Source organism: Micromonospora sp. NPDC020750 (assembly GCF_044334565.1).
GTDB lineage: Bacteria > Actinomycetota > Actinomycetes > Mycobacteriales > Micromonosporaceae > Micromonospora.
Genome location: NZ_JBIRTH010000002.1, coordinates 271,209 through 286,706, shown reverse-complemented (window position 1 = coordinate 286,706; position 15,498 = coordinate 271,209). Strand labels below are relative to the sequence as shown.

Annotated in this window: 12 protein-coding genes and 1 riboswitch; of the genes, 7 read left to right on the top strand and 5 right to left on the bottom strand. The window is 75.0% G+C overall.

Translation table 11 applies throughout. The features are described from left to right. The first annotated feature begins 23 nt into the window (after positions 1-23). Positions 24-191, top strand: coding sequence for a hypothetical protein (locus ACH4T9_RS06470; protein WP_350888362.1), 168 nt, complete (start codon positions 24-26; stop codon positions 189-191). Positions 192-245: 54 nt separating this feature from the next. Here ACH4T9_RS06470 and ACH4T9_RS06465 read toward each other — a convergent pair whose 3' ends face one another. Continuing rightward, a complete protein-coding gene (locus tag ACH4T9_RS06465; protein WP_396670488.1) occupies positions 246-1,739 on the bottom strand; it encodes a PrsW family intramembrane metalloprotease in 1,494 nt (497 codons plus the stop codon). Positions 1,740-1,763: 24 nt separating this feature from the next. Next, a riboswitch (SAM riboswitch) is annotated at positions 1,764-1,883 on the top strand. Between the two features lie 47 nt (positions 1,884-1,930). On the opposite strand from ACH4T9_RS06465, the gene ACH4T9_RS06460 reads away from it, so the two are divergent. Continuing rightward, positions 1,931-3,202, top strand: a complete 1,272-nt coding sequence (locus tag ACH4T9_RS06460; protein WP_396670489.1) for an aminotransferase class V-fold PLP-dependent enzyme — start codon at positions 1,931-1,933, stop codon at positions 3,200-3,202. A gap of 6 nt (positions 3,203-3,208) precedes the next feature. On the opposite strand, the gene ACH4T9_RS06455 is transcribed toward ACH4T9_RS06460, so the two are convergent. Next, positions 3,209-4,468, bottom strand: a complete 1,260-nt coding sequence (locus tag ACH4T9_RS06455; protein WP_396670760.1) for an aromatic acid exporter family protein — start codon at positions 4,466-4,468, stop codon at positions 3,209-3,211. 66 nt (positions 4,469-4,534) lie between these two features. Here ACH4T9_RS06455 and ACH4T9_RS06450 point away from each other — a divergent pair, with 66 nt between their 5' ends. After that, positions 4,535-5,197, top strand: coding sequence for a metal-dependent phosphohydrolase (locus ACH4T9_RS06450; RefSeq protein ID WP_396670490.1), 663 nt, complete (start codon positions 4,535-4,537; stop codon positions 5,195-5,197). A gap of 276 nt (positions 5,198-5,473) precedes the next feature. On the opposite strand, the gene ACH4T9_RS06445 is transcribed toward ACH4T9_RS06450, so the two are convergent. Next, positions 5,474-5,746, bottom strand: coding sequence for a DUF4031 domain-containing protein (locus ACH4T9_RS06445; RefSeq protein ID WP_396670491.1), 273 nt, complete (start codon positions 5,744-5,746; stop codon positions 5,474-5,476). A gap of 35 nt (positions 5,747-5,781) precedes the next feature. Between ACH4T9_RS06445 and ACH4T9_RS06440 the strand changes: the two genes are divergently transcribed. Continuing rightward, complete coding sequence (locus ACH4T9_RS06440) at positions 5,782-7,182, top strand: FAD-binding oxidoreductase (protein WP_396670492.1); 1,401 nt, start codon at positions 5,782-5,784, stop codon at positions 7,180-7,182. Between the two features lie 24 nt (positions 7,183-7,206). Here ACH4T9_RS06440 and ACH4T9_RS06435 read toward each other — a convergent pair whose 3' ends face one another. Next, a complete protein-coding gene (locus tag ACH4T9_RS06435; protein ID WP_396670493.1) occupies positions 7,207-9,075 on the bottom strand; it encodes a glycerol-3-phosphate dehydrogenase/oxidase in 1,869 nt (622 codons plus the stop codon). A gap of 27 nt (positions 9,076-9,102) precedes the next feature. Between ACH4T9_RS06435 and ACH4T9_RS06430 the strand changes: the two genes are divergently transcribed. The 3 genes from ACH4T9_RS06430 (at position 9,103) to ACH4T9_RS06420 (ending at position 13,128) form a co-directional block, all read left to right on the top strand. Beyond that, entirely contained in the window at positions 9,103-11,592 is a 2,490-nt protein-coding gene (locus tag ACH4T9_RS06430) for a S8 family serine peptidase (protein ID WP_396670494.1), read from the top strand. A 157-nt stretch (positions 11,593-11,749) separates the two neighbouring features. Further along, a complete protein-coding gene (locus tag ACH4T9_RS06425) occupies positions 11,750-12,688 on the top strand; it encodes a GNAT family N-acetyltransferase (protein ID WP_396670495.1) in 939 nt (312 codons plus the stop codon). A 194-nt stretch (positions 12,689-12,882) separates the two neighbouring features. After that, positions 12,883-13,128, top strand: coding sequence for a hypothetical protein (locus tag ACH4T9_RS06420; RefSeq protein ID WP_396670496.1), 246 nt, complete (start codon positions 12,883-12,885; stop codon positions 13,126-13,128). A 75-nt stretch (positions 13,129-13,203) separates the two neighbouring features. On the opposite strand, the gene groL is transcribed toward ACH4T9_RS06420, so the two are convergent. Continuing rightward, complete coding sequence (gene groL, locus ACH4T9_RS06415) at positions 13,204-14,826, bottom strand: chaperonin GroEL (protein ID WP_396670497.1); 1,623 nt, start codon at positions 14,824-14,826, stop codon at positions 13,204-13,206. Positions 14,827-15,498 lie beyond the last annotated feature (672 nt).

Genomic DNA, 15,498 nt, shown 5'->3' with positions numbered 1-15,498 from the left:
GTCCAGCGCCCTGGGGAGGGATCGTGCCGGTATTCGTGAAGAAGGTTCTCCTCTGGGGAAGCGTCGCGTTCCTGATCTACTTCGTGGCTTTCCGACCGGACAGCGCGGCGCAGATGTGCAAGGCGATCGGGGCGGGCCTGGCGGCGATGGCCGTGGGCATCGGTGACTTCCTCACCGGCCTGATGACCTGACCGGCCGCTGCGACCCCGTCAGGCAGCACCCGCCTGACCGGTTGACCCGCCCCGTCAGGCGGCGCCCGGCGGCCAGGGGGCGCCCGGGCGGGGACCGTACCAGCCGGGCGGGCCGTAAGGCCCCGGGTGGGCCGGGGGCGGCGGCGGGGCGAGCACCACCGGGATCGGCACCACGGGCTCGTCCGGGGCGTCGACCGGCCGCTGCGACCCGTCGGGGAACCGCAGGTGGTAGCGGTGGCCGTCCCAGCTCCCGACCGGCACCTGCGGATCCCGGCCGACGAAGAAGGACCGGTACGCGGTGATCGCGTCCAGCAGCTCCCGTTCCTCCCACGCGGTCCGTTCCCGGTCAGCCGGCCGACGGTCCAGCCCTCGGTGCATCCCGTCGCGCAGCAGCGCCAGCCGGGTGGCGGAGAACTGGTACCCGCGCATCGCCTTGAGCCCCGCGTCGCCGGCCACCCGCCGGGCCCAGGTCCGGGCGGCGTGCCGCCGGCCCAGGCTGCCCAGCGCCGCCACCTCCGGCGGGGTCAGCCACCCGGCCCGCACGTAGTCGGGCAGGGTGCGCTCGGTCAGCCGCCCCTCCCAGCCGCGCAGCCAGACCGCCAACCCGACCATGCCGAAGAAGATCGGCACCATCACCCCGAGGTAGCCGTACAGGGCGACCATCGTCTGGCCGGTGGCCTGGGCCAGTGACGGCAGCAGGTTCCAGGTGCCGTGCAGCATCATCGCCAGCAGCAGGCCCGCGACCGGGGCGAGGAAGCGCACCCGACGGTCGGCGGTCCGGGCGGCGATGCCGAGACCCACGCCGGTCATCGAGGTGAACAGCGGGTGGGCGAAGCCGAACAGCAGGATCCGGACGATGAAGATCGCGATGACCTGCCGCGCCCCGGTCGCCGGACCGTACTCGTTGACGCCGGAGGCGTAGCCGTAACCGCCCAGGTAGAGGATGTTCTCCACCATGGCGAAGCCGACCGCCGACAGCCCGCAGTAGACCAGGCCGTCGGTGATGCCGGACCATTCCCGGCGGCGGAAGATCAGCAGCAGGATCGGGCCGATCGCCTTGGTCAACTCCTCGATGAACGGGGCGACCAGCACCGCGGTCAACGCGTCGGGCAGCCCCCAGTCGGCGAACCGGGCGGCGAAGAACCCGTTGACGGTCAGCGAGGCGGCCGTGGAGACGAACGCGCCCCAGACGAAGCAGAAGATCAGATACTTCAACGGCTCCGGCTCGTACCGGTCCAGCCACAGGAAGCAGGAGACCAGCACCGGCACCGGCAGGATCGCGGCGACCACGCCGATCAGCAGCGCCTCCGGCCCCAGGTTGAAGCCGAGCTTGAAGAGCATGTAGACCGCGCACGCCGCGATCAGCAGCACAACCAGGACCACCACCAGGACCCGCCGCCAGCCCAGCCGGCGCACCGGCATCCGGGGGGCGGCCCCACCGGGCTGCGAAGGGAGATCGTGCGGGGTCCACGGCGACGCGGCGCCGCCGGGCGGGGTGTCGGCCATTACATCAGCGTAGTCATCCCCCGCTGGCTGTTCCGGCCGCATCGGTCGACCGTTATCCTGTCGTCAGGTCACGAGCGCCAGCGTCAAGCCCCGGCTTGCTGGCCGGCAACCCTCGTCGAGTTCGCGGTGGGGTGCCCCGGGTGATGACCGGGCCCAGCCCTGTCCGGCGCTGGGCAAGCGCGGACCCCGTCCCGGTGCTGTCACCCGGGGTCCCCGGACCCGGAGGTCGTGCCATGACCGTCACCCTCGTACCCTCGCTCACGCCGCCGCCCGCGCGGACCGTGTCGGCGTCGTCGCGGCCGCTCGACGTGCTCGGCGTGCCGGGCCAGATCAACCTGGACTACGCCGCCAGCGCGCCGTGCGCGCGGGCCGCGGCCGACGCGGTGGCCGAGCTGCTCCCCTGGTACGCCAGCGTGCACCGCGGCGCCGGCGCGCTGTCGCGGCGCTGCACGCTGGAATACGAGCGGGCCCGGCAGACGGTCGGCGACTTCTTCGGCGCCCGCGCCGACGACCACGTGGTGTTCACCCGCAACACCACCGACGCGCTGAACCTGCTGGCCCGGACCCTGCCCACCGGGACCACGGTGGTGACGTTCGCCGGGGAGCACCACGCCAACCTGCTGCCCTGGCCGCGCGGCTCGGTGCGGCTGCCGGTGCCGGCCGCCCCCGCCGAGGCGGTTCGGGCGTTGGACGCGGCGCTGACCGAGCTGCGCCGGGGCGCCACCGCCCGCCCGCCGGTGCTGGTGGCGGTGACCGGGGCGAGCAACGTGACCGGGGAACGCTGGCCGGTGGCCGAGCTGGCCCGGGTGGCCCGCCGGCACGGCGCCCGGATCGCGGTGGACGCCGCCCAGCTCGCCCCGCACGCCCCGGTCGACGTGGCCGCGCTGGACGTGGACTACCTGGCCGTCTCCGGGCACAAGCTGTACGCGCCGTTCGGCGCGGGGGTGCTGCTCGGCCGGGGCGACTGGCTGGACGCGGCCCCGCCGTACCTGGCCGGTGGGGGCGCCACCAGTCACGTCGGGGCCGCCACCCACGATGTGCGCTGGGCCACCGGCCCGGCCCGGCACGAGGCCGGCACCCCCAACCTGCTCGGCGCGGTCGCGCTCGCCTCGGTGTGCGCGGCGCTGGCCGGGGCGGACCGGGTCGCGCTACACGCCCGCGAGCAGACGCTGCTGGCCCGGCTGCGGGCCGGGCTGGCGGCCCTGCCGCACGTGGTGGAGCTGCGCACCTTCGGCCCGGACTCGCCCCGGGTGGGCATCGTCTCGTTCGTGCTGGCCGGCCGGGACTCGGCCGAGGTCGCGGCGGAGCTGGCCATTCGGTACGACATCGGGGTCCGCGACGGGTTGTTCTGCGCCCATCCGCTGGCCCGTCGGCTGCTCACCGAGGCCGCCGGGCGCAGTGGGCACCGGGACCTGCCCCCGACCGCCCTGCGGGCCAGCATCGGCCTGGGCAGCACGCCGGAGCACGTCGAGAGCCTGCTCACCGCCCTCGCCGAACTGGGCTGAGGCGCCTCAGCCCAGCGGCGGGGCCGTGGGCGGCTTCGGGGCGGGGACGCTCTCGGCCGGGCCGACGGTCGGTTTCTCCTGCTCGCCGAAGGACACCCGGATCAGCCGGTTGGCCTCCTCCTGGTCGATGCCGGAGGTGACCAGCAGGTCGCTGGCGGTGGTGCGCACCTGCGCGATCACCACGCTGCCGGAGAACCCGACCCCCTGCGCGTACGCCCGGCCGGCCTCACTGACCGCGCGCAGGGACCGTTCCCGGGCCTTCTCCGGTTCCGCCCCGATGGCGAACTCGTGGCGGAGCAGGCGGACCGACTCCGCGAGGTGGGCCACCGCATCCGGCATCGGCTCCGGCACCGGCTCCCCGTCCTCGATCATCGTCACGGAACGCCGGATCAGGGTCCCGCTGTTGCGCATCGCGCGGTCGATGGGGTCGGCCGCCTCGGCGTAGTGGGTCAGCTCGCTGCGCCGGTGCCAACGGGCCGGGGAGAGGATGCTGGTCTCCTTCGCGCCCTCGATCGCCTCGATGAGGGTGCTCAGCTCCTCCTTGTTCTCGCGGAGCCGTTCGAGGGCCCGCTGGGCGCTGTCCCGGTCCTGCCCGCGCAGCGCCTCGGCGGCGGCGTCGAGCTGATCGGCGAGCAGGTCCAGCGCGGGCCGGGCGGCCCGGTTGATCACCCGCAGCGGGTTCAGCGGCAACAGGACCGCCGTCACCACGAGCGCGATCCCGCCGCCGATGAAGGCGTCGACGAAGCGCGGAATCTCCAGGTCCTCCGTGGACGGGCTGAGCGTGACGATCAGCACGGCGGTTGCGGCCGCCTGGATGACGACCGACACGCTCCCGCCGAAGAAGAGGGTCAGCACGATGGACGCCGTCACCACCAGCCCGAGCTGCCAGCCACCGGTGCCGACGAGGTAGATCAGCAGGTCGCCGAGGAACACCCCGACCGCCACCCCGACGATCAGCTCGACGGTCCGGCGCAGCCGCTGACCGACCGACGCGGCCAGGGCGCCGACCGCCGAGATCGGCGCGAAGACCGGCTGCGGGTTTCCCAGCAGGTGGTGGGAGATGGCCCAGGCCAGCGCGGCGGCCAGCCCGGCCTGCACGGCCAGGCCCATCGCCATCCGGACCCGGTGCAGCCGATCGTGCAGGGTGGCTCTGCTGCGACGTCGAAGCTCCTCCATCGCCGCCGAGATCCGCGCCGAGTCGATGTCGGCCACGCCGTCGTGCAGGCCGGCGCGCCGCAGCAGCGACGATCGGCGATCCCGGGCCACGGCCATGGCGGGGACTACCCACCGTGAGGGCGGTGAATCCTCGCCCGCTCCGGCAGACTCGGCCAGATGACGGGCTCGGACGGCCGCCGGGGAGCGGCAGAACTGATCGGCCGGTGGCGGGCGGCGGCCCGGGGCGCCGGGGCCGGGGACTCACTGGCGCTGACCGACGCCGGGGCGGGCCTGCTGGCCCGCTGGCGGGAACCGCACCGGCACTACCACACCGCCCGGCACCTGACCGCCGTCCTCGATGTCGTCGACGCGCACGCCGAACTGGCCGACGACCCCGACCTGGTCCGGCTCGCCGCCTGGTGCCACGACGCGATCTACGACCCGCGTGCCGGCGGGGACAGCAACGAGCGGGCCAGCGCCGACCTCGCCGACGCGCTGCTGACCGGGGTCGGGGTGCCGACCGTGGCGGTGGCGGAGGTCCGCCGGCTGGTGCTGCTCACCGCCGGGCACGCGGTCGCGGCCGGAGACCGCGACGGCGCGCTGCTCTGCGACGCCGACCTGGCCGTGCTGGCCGGTCCCCCCGACGAGTACGACCGGTACGCCGCCGCCGTCCGTCGGGAGTACGCGCACGTGCCGGAGCCGGTGTTCCGGGCCGGGCGGGCCTCGGTGCTCGACGGCCTGCTGTCCCTGCCCACCCTCTACCGGCTGCCCACCCTGGCCGCCCGCTGGGAGCACCCGGCCCGCGCCAACCTCCACCGCGAACTCACCGCCCTCCACTAACCCGCCCCCACCCCACCTCTCCCCGCGCTCCGCGCTCCGCGACCCGCCCTCGCCCCCACGATCTTGCAGTTGCGGCCCGCGGCCCGCGGCCCGCGCCCGCGGCCCGCGCCCGCGATCTTGCAGTTGCGGCCCGCACATATGCCACCTAAGGCGCAAAACTGGGGCCGCAAGTGCAAGATCGCGGTGGGCGGTCGCGCGGTGGGCGGTCGCGCGGTGGGGCAATGGGTGGCCACGCGGTAGGGGGGTCGCGCGGTGGGACGGGGCGGGTGGGGTGGGTCAGGGGGTGGGGTGGGTCAGGTGTTTGGGGCGGCGGAGGCCGGATGCACGCAGGAGGCGGACCAGTTCACGGCTGGGGACCACCCTGGCTCCGAGGTGCACCGCCATGGCGTACCGCTCGGCGGGGATGTCGTAGTGGTCGCGGTCGAACGCGCGGCGGGACGCGCCGAGCGCCTCGGCGAAGGCGTGCAGCTCGGCGGGCGAGACGTCGCTGATCAGATGCGACCAGAGTCGCCCGCGCGCCGGCCAGGCGGGCCGGTCAAGATAGAGCATGGTGGCCAAACTAGCCGGAGGTTAGCCTCTGCTGCATGGTTGCCTCACCCCTCCTCGCCGACCTGCGCGCCGTGCTCGGCGACGACGCCGTCCTGACCGACCCGGACCTGCTCCGGATGCACGAACGGGACGAGGCCGACCTGTGCGCCTCCGGGACGCCGCTGGTGGTGGTCCGTCCACGCGGCACCGACGAGGTGGTCGGCGTGGTCCGGGCGGCGGCCCGGTACGGCGTACCGGTGGTGCCGCAGGGGGCGCGGACCGGGCTGGCCGGCGCGGCGAACGCGGTGGACGGCGCGATCGTGCTGAGCACCGTGGCGATGGACCGGATCCTGGAGATCGACCCGGTGAGCCGGATCGCGGTGGTCCAGCCCGGCGTGGTGAACGCGACGCTGGCCGGGGCGGTGCGGCGGGAGGGGCTGTACTACCCGCCGGACCCCGGCTCGTGGGAGTCGTCGACCATCGGCGGCAACGTCTCCACCAACGCAGGCGGCATGTGCTGCGTCAAGTACGGCGTGACCACCGAGTACGTGCTCGGCCTCGAGGTGGTGCTCGCCTCCGGCGAGGTGCTGCGCACCGGCCGGCGCACCGCCAAGGGCGTCGCCGGATACGACCTGACCAGCCTCTTCGTCGGCTCGGAGGGCACCCTCGGGGTGGTCACCGAGGTGACCGTCGCGCTGCGGCCCGCCCCGGAGGCGTCGCTCACCCTCGTCGCCGTATTCGACTCCACGGCGGAGGCCGGCGTGGCGGTGGCGGAGATCGCCGCGAAGGGGCTCACCCCGAGCCTGCTGGAACTGCTCGACCGGACCCACCTGGCGGCGATCGAGGCGTACCAGCCGATGGGGCTGCGCACCGACGCGCAGGCGCTGCTGCTCGCCGCCGTGGACACCGGGTCGCGGGCCGCCGAGGACCTGGCCCGGATCGCCGAGGTGTGCGAGGCGGCCGGGGCCGACGAGGTGTACGCGGCCACCGACGCGGCGGAGGCGGCGGCGCTGCTCCAGGCCCGCCGGCTGGCCCACCCGGCGATGGAGAAGTTCGCCGCCGACGCGTACCCGGGCGGGAACGGCGGGCTGATCATCGACGACGTGGCCGTCCCCCGGGGCTCGCTCGCCGCGCTGCTCGACGGGGTGGCCCGGATCGCCGAGGAGTGCGCCGTGCCGATCGGCGTGGTGGGACACGCCGGCGACGGCAACCTGCACCCGAACATCGTGGTCGACCGCGCCGACCCGGCCAGCCTGGACCGGGGCCGGCGGGCCTTCGACGAGATCATGCGGCTCGGCCTGGAGCTGGGCGGCACCTGCACGGGAGAGCACGGGGTGGGGCTGCTCAAGCGCGACTGGCTGGCCCGCGAGATCGGGCCGGTCGGGGTGCGGGTGCACCAGGCGATCAAGGCGGCGCTGGACCCGGAGGGGCTGTTCAACCCCGGCAAGGTGCTCTGACCCCGGCCTGCGGCGGGGGGTCGGTCACCGGGGGAACGACGGGAGTTCGACGGGATCGCCGTCGGCGCCCCGGTCCGCCGCGAAGCCCCGCACGTCCGGCGCGCCGAGCCGGGCCGCGTCGGCGGTCGCGTCGTCCGGCATCAGCTGGGACTGCCGCTCCGCCTCCACCCGCGCCCGGTAGTGCTCGACCTCGCGTGCCCGGGTCGCGGCGTCCCAGCCCAGCACCGCGCCCATCAGCTCCGCGGCGTGCTCGGCGGACTCCAGGCCGCGGTGGGTGGTCTCGAAGGAGATCCGGGTACGCCGGGTCAGCACGTCCTCCAGGTGCAGCGCCCCCTCGGCGCGGGCCGCGTACGTCACCTCGGCCGCGAGGTATTCCGGGGCCCCGGCCAGCGGGGACGCCAGCAGCGGATCGGCATCGACCAGGGCGAGCAGGTCGAGGGTCAGGGTGCCGTACCGCTCCAGCAGGTGCTCGACCACCCCGACCGGCACCCCGTGCCGGCGGGCCAGGTCGGCCCGGTCCCGCCACATCGCGGCGTACCCGTCGGCGCCGAGCAGCGGCAGGTCGGCGGTGCGCGACGGGCGAACCCCGCCGAGCCGGCGGGCCGCGTGGTCCACCACGTCGGAGGCCATCACCCGGTACGTCGTGTACTTGCCCCCGGCGACCAGCAGCAGCCCGAGCATCGGCTCGATGACGGCGTGCTCCCGGGACAGCTTGGAGGTGGAGTCGGCCTCGCCGGACAGCAACGGGCGCAGCCCGGCGTAGACGCCCTCGATGTCGGCGGTGGTGAGCGGCCGGTCCAGCACCGTGTTGACCTGGTCCAGCAGGTACGCGATGTCGCGGGCCGAGGCGGCCGGGTGGGACCGGTCCAGCCGCCAGTCGGTGTCGGTGGTGCCGATGATCCAGTGCCCGCCCCAGGGGATCACGAACAGGACGCTGGTGGCGGTGCGCAGGATCAGCCCCGTCTCGCCGGTGATCGCCGAGCGGGGCACCACAAGGTGCACCCCCTTGGACGCCCGGACCCGGAAGCCGGGGCGCAGCCCGACGTCGTTGAGCATCCGGGACATGTCGTCGCTCCACACGCCGGTGGCGGCGATCACCGTACGGGCGCGCACCTCGAACTCGGCGTCGGGCGAGCCGGGTGGGGCCTCCAGGTCACGGACCCGGACGCCGGTCACCTCGCGGGCCTGCCGGATCAGGCCGACCGCGCGGGTGCTGTTGACCACGGTCGCCCCGAGGCTGGCCGCGGTGCGGGCCAGGGTGACCACCAGCCGGGCGTCGTCGACCTGCCCGTCGTAGTAGCGGATCGCCCCGGCCAAGGCGTCGGCGCGCAGGCTCGGGAAGATCCGCCGCGCCCCCTCCCGGGTGAGGTGCCGGTGCAGCGGCATGCCCCGGCCGCCCCCGAAGAGCCCGGCGAACGCGTCGTACGCGGCCACGCCGAGGCCGTAGTAGGACCGGCGGAAGGTGCGGGCCGGCACGTCCCGTGCGCCCCGGCCGGCGGGCAGCGGGATCAGGATCGGCACCGGCCGGACCAGGTGCGGGGCGAGCCGGGTGGCGAGCAGCCCCCGCTCGGTGAGCGCCTCGTGGACCAGGTGGAACTCCAACTGCTCCAGGTAGCGCAGGCCGCCGTGGATCAGCTTGCTGGACCGGCTGGAGGTGCCGGCCGCGTAGTCGCGCGCCTCCACCAGGGCCACCTTCAGCCCTCGGGAGGCCGCGTCCAGCGCCGCCCCGGCACCGGTGACGCCGCCGCCGATGACCAGGACGTCGAACCGCTCGGCGCGCAGCCGGCGCAGGTCGGTGGCGCGGCGCGCCGGGGAGAGCTGACCGGCGACGGTTCGGGAGACGTTGGGGTCACGCACCCGTCCACGGTAACCGTCCCGGCCGTCCCGCGGCATGTCGTGATCACGCCGTACTGTCTGGGGATGGAGGTCGACCCCCCACCGTTCGCAGGCCAGCCCCTGCCTCCGGCCGTGCCGGGTCCGCCGCCGTCGGGCCCCGGCCCGTGGCCCGTGGTGGCGGCGGTGCTGGTCGGCTGCTGGGCTGTCGCGGTCACCGTCTCCGCCGAGCTGGCCGGCTGGCTGACCGACCAGATCCTGCTGATCAGCGGGCTGGACCGGGCGGTCTGGCTCTGGCCGGTGGTGGCCGGCGTCACCGTCCTGCTGGCCGGCGTGCCGGCGCTGCTGCTCACGCTGCTGCCCCGGTCCGGGACGATCCGGGCCACCGGCCGGGCCTGGCTCACCGGGGTGCTGGCCGTCGGCGCGCTCACCCTGCTGCGCGCCCTGCCGCCGGTGCACCACGAGGCGTACCTCGCCGCGCTGGCCGTGGCGGCCGGCCTGCTCGCCGCCGTGCTCGGCCGGCTCGCCAGGGGCCGCACCCAGGCGTCCCCGGGTGCCGGGGCGGTCGGTGAACCGGGCACGTCCGGACGGCCCGCCCCGGTGCCGCCGGCCGCCTGCGGGAACGGGACGGTGACGCTGCTGGCGGTGGCCGCCGGGGTGGCGACCGTGCTGCCCTGGGCGTGGCTCGGGGCGCTCGGAGGGCTGCTGGAGACCGTCCTCGCGGCGGTCGCCGCCGCGGCGGTCGGCGTCCTCGCCGGTGCGCTGCTCGACGCCCGGTTCTGGGCGCATTTCGCGGTCGGCCGTCCGCCCCGGCCAGCCCGGCTGGTGCTGGTCGGCGGTGCGGTCGCCGGGGTGGCGCTGCTGCTCGTCGCCGCCGGGTCCGGGCAGTCCGGGGCGCAACTGCCCGCCCTGCTGACCCTGCCACCGCTGGGCTTCGTGCTGGCCGCCCTCCAGGCCCCCGCCGCCCGTGCGGGCGGGTCCGCCGGGCCCGGCCCGGCGCGCTGGCTCGTCGGGCTCGGCGTTCTCGGGCCGCTGGCCTTCGTCGACCCGGAGGAGAACACCCTCGTCCTGGCGGCCACCCGCGACGTGCCGTACTGGGTGGCGGCCACCGCCGCCGCCGGGCTCGCGGTGGCCGCGGTGCTGTCCGTCGCGTACGGCGTGCTGCTGGCCCGCCCGCGCGGCGGGACGCCCAGCCGGCCGGTGGCGGCGGCGGTCGCCGTGGTCCTGCTCGCCGGGGCGGCGGCGGTCTACCTCGGTCCCGGCCGGCCCGGTCTGCACGGCGAGCGGCTGCTGGTGGTGCTGCACGAGCAGGCCGACCTGAGCGGGATCCCGGCCGGCGCACCGGGCCGGGCCGGCCGGGACGCCCGGGCCGGGGAGGTCTACCGGCGGCTCGTCGCCACGGCCGAGCGCACCCAGCCCGACCTGCGCCACGACCTGGCCCGGCTGCGGCTCGGCCCGACTCCGTACTACCTGGTCAACGCGATCGAGGTGGACGGCGGCCCGGCCGTGCGGGCCTGGCTGTCCGGCCGGCCGGAGGTGGCCCGGGTGCTGGTCAGCCAGCGGCTGCGCCCGCTGCCGGCCGCCGCGCCGACCAGCCGGGGCGACGCCCCGGCACCGGCCGGGCCGGCCTGGAACGTGTCTTTGATCGGCGCGGACCGGGTCTGGTCCGGGCTGGGGGTGACCGGTGCCGGCGTGGTGGTGGGCAGCTCCGACTCCGGGGTGGACGGCCGGCACCCGGCGCTGGCCGCCGGCTTCCGGGGCGGCGACGACTCCTGGTACGACCCGTGGGACCACACGACGACGCCGACCGACCAGGGCGGGCACGGCACGCACACGGCGGGCAGCGCGGTGGGGCGCGGCGGCATCGGGGTGGCCCCGGGTGCCAGCTGGGTCGGCTGCGTGAACCTGGACCGCAACCTCGGCAACCCGGCCCGCTACCTCGACTGCCTCCAGTTCATGCTGGCCCCGTTCCCGACCGGTGGCGACCCGTTCACCGACGGACGGCCCGAGCGGGCCCCACAGGTGCTGACGAACTCGTGGGGCTGCCCGCCGATCGAGGGCTGCGACCCGGCGGCGCTGCGGGCGGCGACGGCGGCGCTGGACGCGGCCGGCATCTTCGTCGTCGCGGCGGCCGGCAACACCGGGCCGCACTGCGGGTCGATCGAGGACCCCCCGGCGCCGTACCCGGACGTGCTCACGGTCGGGGCGGTGGACCGGGACCGGAAGGTCGCCCCCTTCTCCAGCCGGGGGCCGGTGCCCGGCGGGAGCAAGCCGGACCTGGTCGCCCCGGGCGTCGGGGTGCTCTCCGCGATGCCGGGCGGCACGTACGCCAGGCTGGACGGCACCTCGATGGCGGCCCCGCAGGTGGCCGGGGTGGTGGCGCTGATGTGGTCGGCGAACCCGGCACTGGTGGGCGACCTGGACCGGACCCGGCGGATCCTGCGGGACACCGCCACCCCGGCCGGTGCGACGTACCGTTCCCGCAACCCGGCGGACGCCTGCGGCGGCGACGCGAACATCACCGGCGCTGGCCTCGTCGACGCGTACGCGGCCGTCCGCGCCGCCCGAGAGGGATGACCCGCGCCGCCCTCGGCGGATGACTCGGGTCCCTCGTCGACGCCCACGGCGCGGGCCTCTCACCCCCGCCGCCACCCGCCCGCCGGGTGCGGCGGGCCGGCAGGTGCGGCGGGCCGGCAGGTGCGGCGGGCCGGTCGGTGATCTAGGGTCGGCGACCATGGACGCGGAAACCACCCTGGCCGAGCTGACCCCGGGCGCGCTGCCCGCCGTGGTGGACCTGTGCCGGCGCGCGCTGGACCTGCCGGAGGACGCGGCCGAGGCGGGGGCCGTGGTGGACACCCTGCACACCCGCGCCGGGGCGGACCGGACGGTGCTGGGGCTGGGCGCGTACCACGGGACGGAGCTGGTCGGCGCGCTGATCGCCTCACTCTCCGGCGGGGAGCCCCCGGTCGGGCACGTCGACCTGGTGGCGGTGGCCCCCGAGCGACGGCGTCGGGGCGTCGGGCGGGCCCTGCTGGACCGGGCCGAGCGCGACCTCGCCGGGCGGGGCGCGACCGAGGTGCTGCTGGCCGGCAACCCGCCGTACTACGCCTGGCCGGGGATCGACGTGCGGTACACCCCGGCGGTCTGCGCCGCGCTGGCGCTGGGCTACGCCCAGGACCGCACGGCGTGGAACATGACGGCCGACCTGTCGTACGACGAATCGCCCGCGCTGCGGACGACGGAGCCGGCGGAGCGGCGGCTGGCCGAGCGGGGCGTCACGGTGCGGCGCGCCGAGCCGGCGGACCTGCCGGCGCTGGCCGCGTTCGCCCGGTCCACGTTCGGCGGCGCGTGGGACAGTGAGCTGGCCGGTTCGCTGGGACGCCCCGGCGCCGGGGCACACCTGGCGGAACGGGCCGGCACGGTTCTCGGCTTCGCCGCCTGGGGCTCGTCCCGGCCGAGCTGGTTCGGCCCCATGGGCACCGCCCCGGAGGCGGAGGGCACGGGGATCGGCGGGGTGCTGCTGCGCCGGTGCCTGCGCGACCAGCGGGCCGAGGGGGTGGAATCCGCCCAGATCGGCTGGGTGGGCCCGGTGCCCTTCTACTCGGGCAGCGCGGGGGCCCGGATCGAGCGCGTCTTCTTCCTGTACCGCAAGGCGCTGCCGGCCACCGGATGAGCGGGGACGCCCGGGCCGGTGCCCGGGCCGCCGAGTGCTGGCTGCGTGGCAGGCCGGGCCGCCGGGTGCGTGCAGGCCGGGCCGCCGGACGCCGCGTTGGCAGGCCGGGCGGCGAAACGGGCATGGGCCTGTATAGCGCCGTTCGGCCGCGTCGGCCATCGACGGCCCCTACCGTCTGGGTAGAGGAGGCGGTCATGGCCACGGACGACGAGCAGACCGACGACGCGCAGCCGGCCACCTGGGTGCCGGTCGAGGAGATCCCGGGGCAGCTGCCGTTCGACCGGCTGGACTACGGCGACGCCGAGCAGCTCGCGGAGATGACGGAGGACGACGAGCCCCCGGCCGAGGAGCCGGTGGTCCTGGTGGACGAGCCGATCCGCATTGACCCGCCGTACGACCGGGCCCGGAAGCGACGCAACCAGCGACCCCTGCCGACGTGACCGGCGGGCCGGCAGACGACGAAAGGGGCGGGCCGTGTCAGCGGCCCGCCCCTTCGGCGTTCGGTGGAGCTGGACTCAGAAGTCCATTTCCCCGCCACCCGGGCCAGCCGGGGCAGCCGAGGCCTTCTCCGGCTTGTCCGCGACGACGGCCTCGGTGGTGAGGAAGAGCGCCGCGATGGAGGCGGCGTTCTGCAGCGCCGACCGGGTGACCTTGGCCGGGTCGATGATGCCCGCGGCCAGCAGGTCCACGTACTCGCCGCTGGCGGCGTTGAGGCCGTGGCCCGGGTCGAGGTTGCGGACGCGCTCGACGACCACGCCACCCTCGAGGCCGGCGTTGACGGCGATCTGCCGCAGCGGGGCGTCCAGCGCGATCTTGACGATCTGCGCGCCGGTCGCCTCGTCGCCGGTCAGGTCCAGCTTCTCGAAGGCGGTCTTGCCGGCCTGCACCAGCGCGACGCCACCACCCGGGACGATGCCCTCCTCGACGGCCGCCTTCGCGTTGCGAACGGCGTCCTCGATGCGGTGCTTGCGCTCCTTGAGCTCGACCTCGGTGGCCGCGCCGACCTTGATCACCGCAACACCGCCGGCCAGCTTGGCCAGGCGCTCCTGCAGCTTCTCGCGGTCGTAGTCGGAGTCGCTCTTGTCGATCTCGGCCCGGATCTGGTTGACCCGACCCTGGATCTGCTCGGCGTCGCCGGCACCGTCGACGATGGTGGTCTCGTCCTTGGTCACCACGACCTTGCGGGCGCGGCCCAGCATGTCGAGGCCGACGGCGTCCAGCTTGAGGCCGACCTCCTCGCTGATGACCTGGCCACCGGTGAGGATGGCGATGTCAGCCAGCATGGCCTTGCGGCGGTCACCGAAGCCCGGCGCCTTGACGGCGACCGACTTGAAGGTGCCACGGACCTTGTTGACCACGAGGGTGGCCAGGGCCTCGCCCTCGATGTCCTCGGCGATGATCAGCAGCGACTTGCCCGACTGCATGACCTTCTCCAGGATCGGGAGCAGGTCCTTCACCGAGGCGATCTTGCTGTTGACGATGAGGAGGTACGGGTCGTCGAAGACGGCCTCCATACGCTCCGGGTCGGTCATAAAGTACGCGGAGATGTAGCCCTTGTCGAAGCGCATGCCCTCGGTGAGCTCAAGCTCCAGGCCGAAGGTGTTGCTCTCCTCGACGGTGATGACGCCTTCCTTGCCAACCTTGTCCATCGCCTCGGCGATGATCTCACCGACGGTGCTGTCACCGGCGGAGATGGAGGCGGTGGAGGCGATCTGCTCCTTGGTCTCGACGTCCTTGGCGAGCTTGGACAGCTCCTCCGAGACGCTGGCCACGGCGGCCTCGATGCCCCGCTTCAGGGCCATCGGGTTGGCGCCGGCGGCCACGTTGCGCAGGCCCTCACGGACCAGGGCCTGGGCCAGGACGGTCGCCGTCGTCGTGCCGTCACCGGCAACGTCGTCGGTCTTCTTCGCGACCTCCTTGACCAGCTCAGCGCCGATCTTCTCGTACGGGTCCTCGAGCTCGATCTCCTTGGCGATGCTCACACCATCGTTGGTGATGGTGGGGGCACCCCACTTCTTCTCGAGCACCACGTTGCGGCCCTTGGGGCCGAGGGTCACCTTCACGGCGTCGGCGAGCTGGTTCATGCCCCGCTCGAGGCCACGGCGAGCCTCTTCGTCGAACGCGATCATCTTGGCCATACGGCGTTGTCCTCCTGGACACTCACGGGCCACCCGAGTGTGTGTCCCGGATGGGCCGCCTGGTGTACGCACCTTGGGACGTCGCCACCTGGCGACGACGACGTCTCCTCGGCCGGGCCGGATAGCCCGCGACGACCGGCCATGCGCCACCCGGCGGTTGCCCGCCGGGAGCCCGTGGCCCCACCGTCCCGACCATTGGCACTCACGGTATGCGAGTGCCAATGACTTGTTTAGCACTCTCCCCTGCCGAGTGCAAGCACGATGCCGGGTCCGGACCCGGTTTGCGAGCCCTGACCAGCGCTGTCCGCCCGCCGACTCGGCCAAGTTCACCCACCTACCGACGACGGTCACCGGACCCCGCACGCCCGTCGCCCGGTTACGTGACGGCCAGGCCGAACCGGCTCCGCAACCGTCAGCGCCCCGGTGGCGCTGGCCGTACTGGCCGCGCTCGGGGATACCGTCGCCGTCGACGAATGGACCTGCCGGGCGGCCGGGAAACCCGAGGCAGCCATCGACCTGCGGGCCCGGGAGCGACGGGGCAACCGGCGTCATGGCAGGCCCGGCCGGGACCGAGCTACGCGCCGGGCCCCCCGATCGGCGCAAATTCAGAGAATGTGTGGTCATGGAGCGCCGAAAGGCCACACATTCCCTGAACTTGCGCGGGCTGGCGGG

Excerpts from the sequence above, each read along its gene's own strand:
- ACH4T9_RS06440 (WP_396670492.1), top strand. The coding sequence starts at position 5,782 with ATGGTTGCCTCACCCCTCCTCGCCGACCTGCGCGCCGTGCTCGGCGAC.
- ACH4T9_RS06435 (WP_396670493.1), bottom strand. The coding sequence starts at position 9,075 with ATGCCGCGGGACGGCCGGGACGGTTACCGTGGACGGGTGCGTGACCCC.
- ACH4T9_RS06425 (WP_396670495.1), top strand. The coding sequence starts at position 11,750 with ATGGACGCGGAAACCACCCTGGCCGAGCTGACCCCGGGCGCGCTGCCC.
- ACH4T9_RS06460 (WP_396670489.1), top strand. The coding sequence starts at position 1,931 with ATGACCGTCACCCTCGTACCCTCGCTCACGCCGCCGCCCGCGCGGACC.
- ACH4T9_RS06450 (WP_396670490.1), top strand. The coding sequence starts at position 4,535 with ATGACGGGCTCGGACGGCCGCCGGGGAGCGGCAGAACTGATCGGCCGG.
- ACH4T9_RS06465 (WP_396670488.1), bottom strand. The coding sequence starts at position 1,739 with ATGCGGCCGGAACAGCCAGCGGGGGATGACTACGCTGATGTAATGGCC.
- groL (WP_396670497.1), bottom strand. The coding sequence starts at position 14,826 with ATGGCCAAGATGATCGCGTTCGACGAAGAGGCTCGCCGTGGCCTCGAG.
- ACH4T9_RS06430 (WP_396670494.1), top strand. The coding sequence starts at position 9,103 with ATGGAGGTCGACCCCCCACCGTTCGCAGGCCAGCCCCTGCCTCCGGCC.
- ACH4T9_RS06420 (WP_396670496.1), top strand. The coding sequence starts at position 12,883 with ATGGCCACGGACGACGAGCAGACCGACGACGCGCAGCCGGCCACCTGG.
- ACH4T9_RS06445 (WP_396670491.1), bottom strand. The coding sequence starts at position 5,746 with ATGCTCTATCTTGACCGGCCCGCCTGGCCGGCGCGCGGGCGACTCTGG.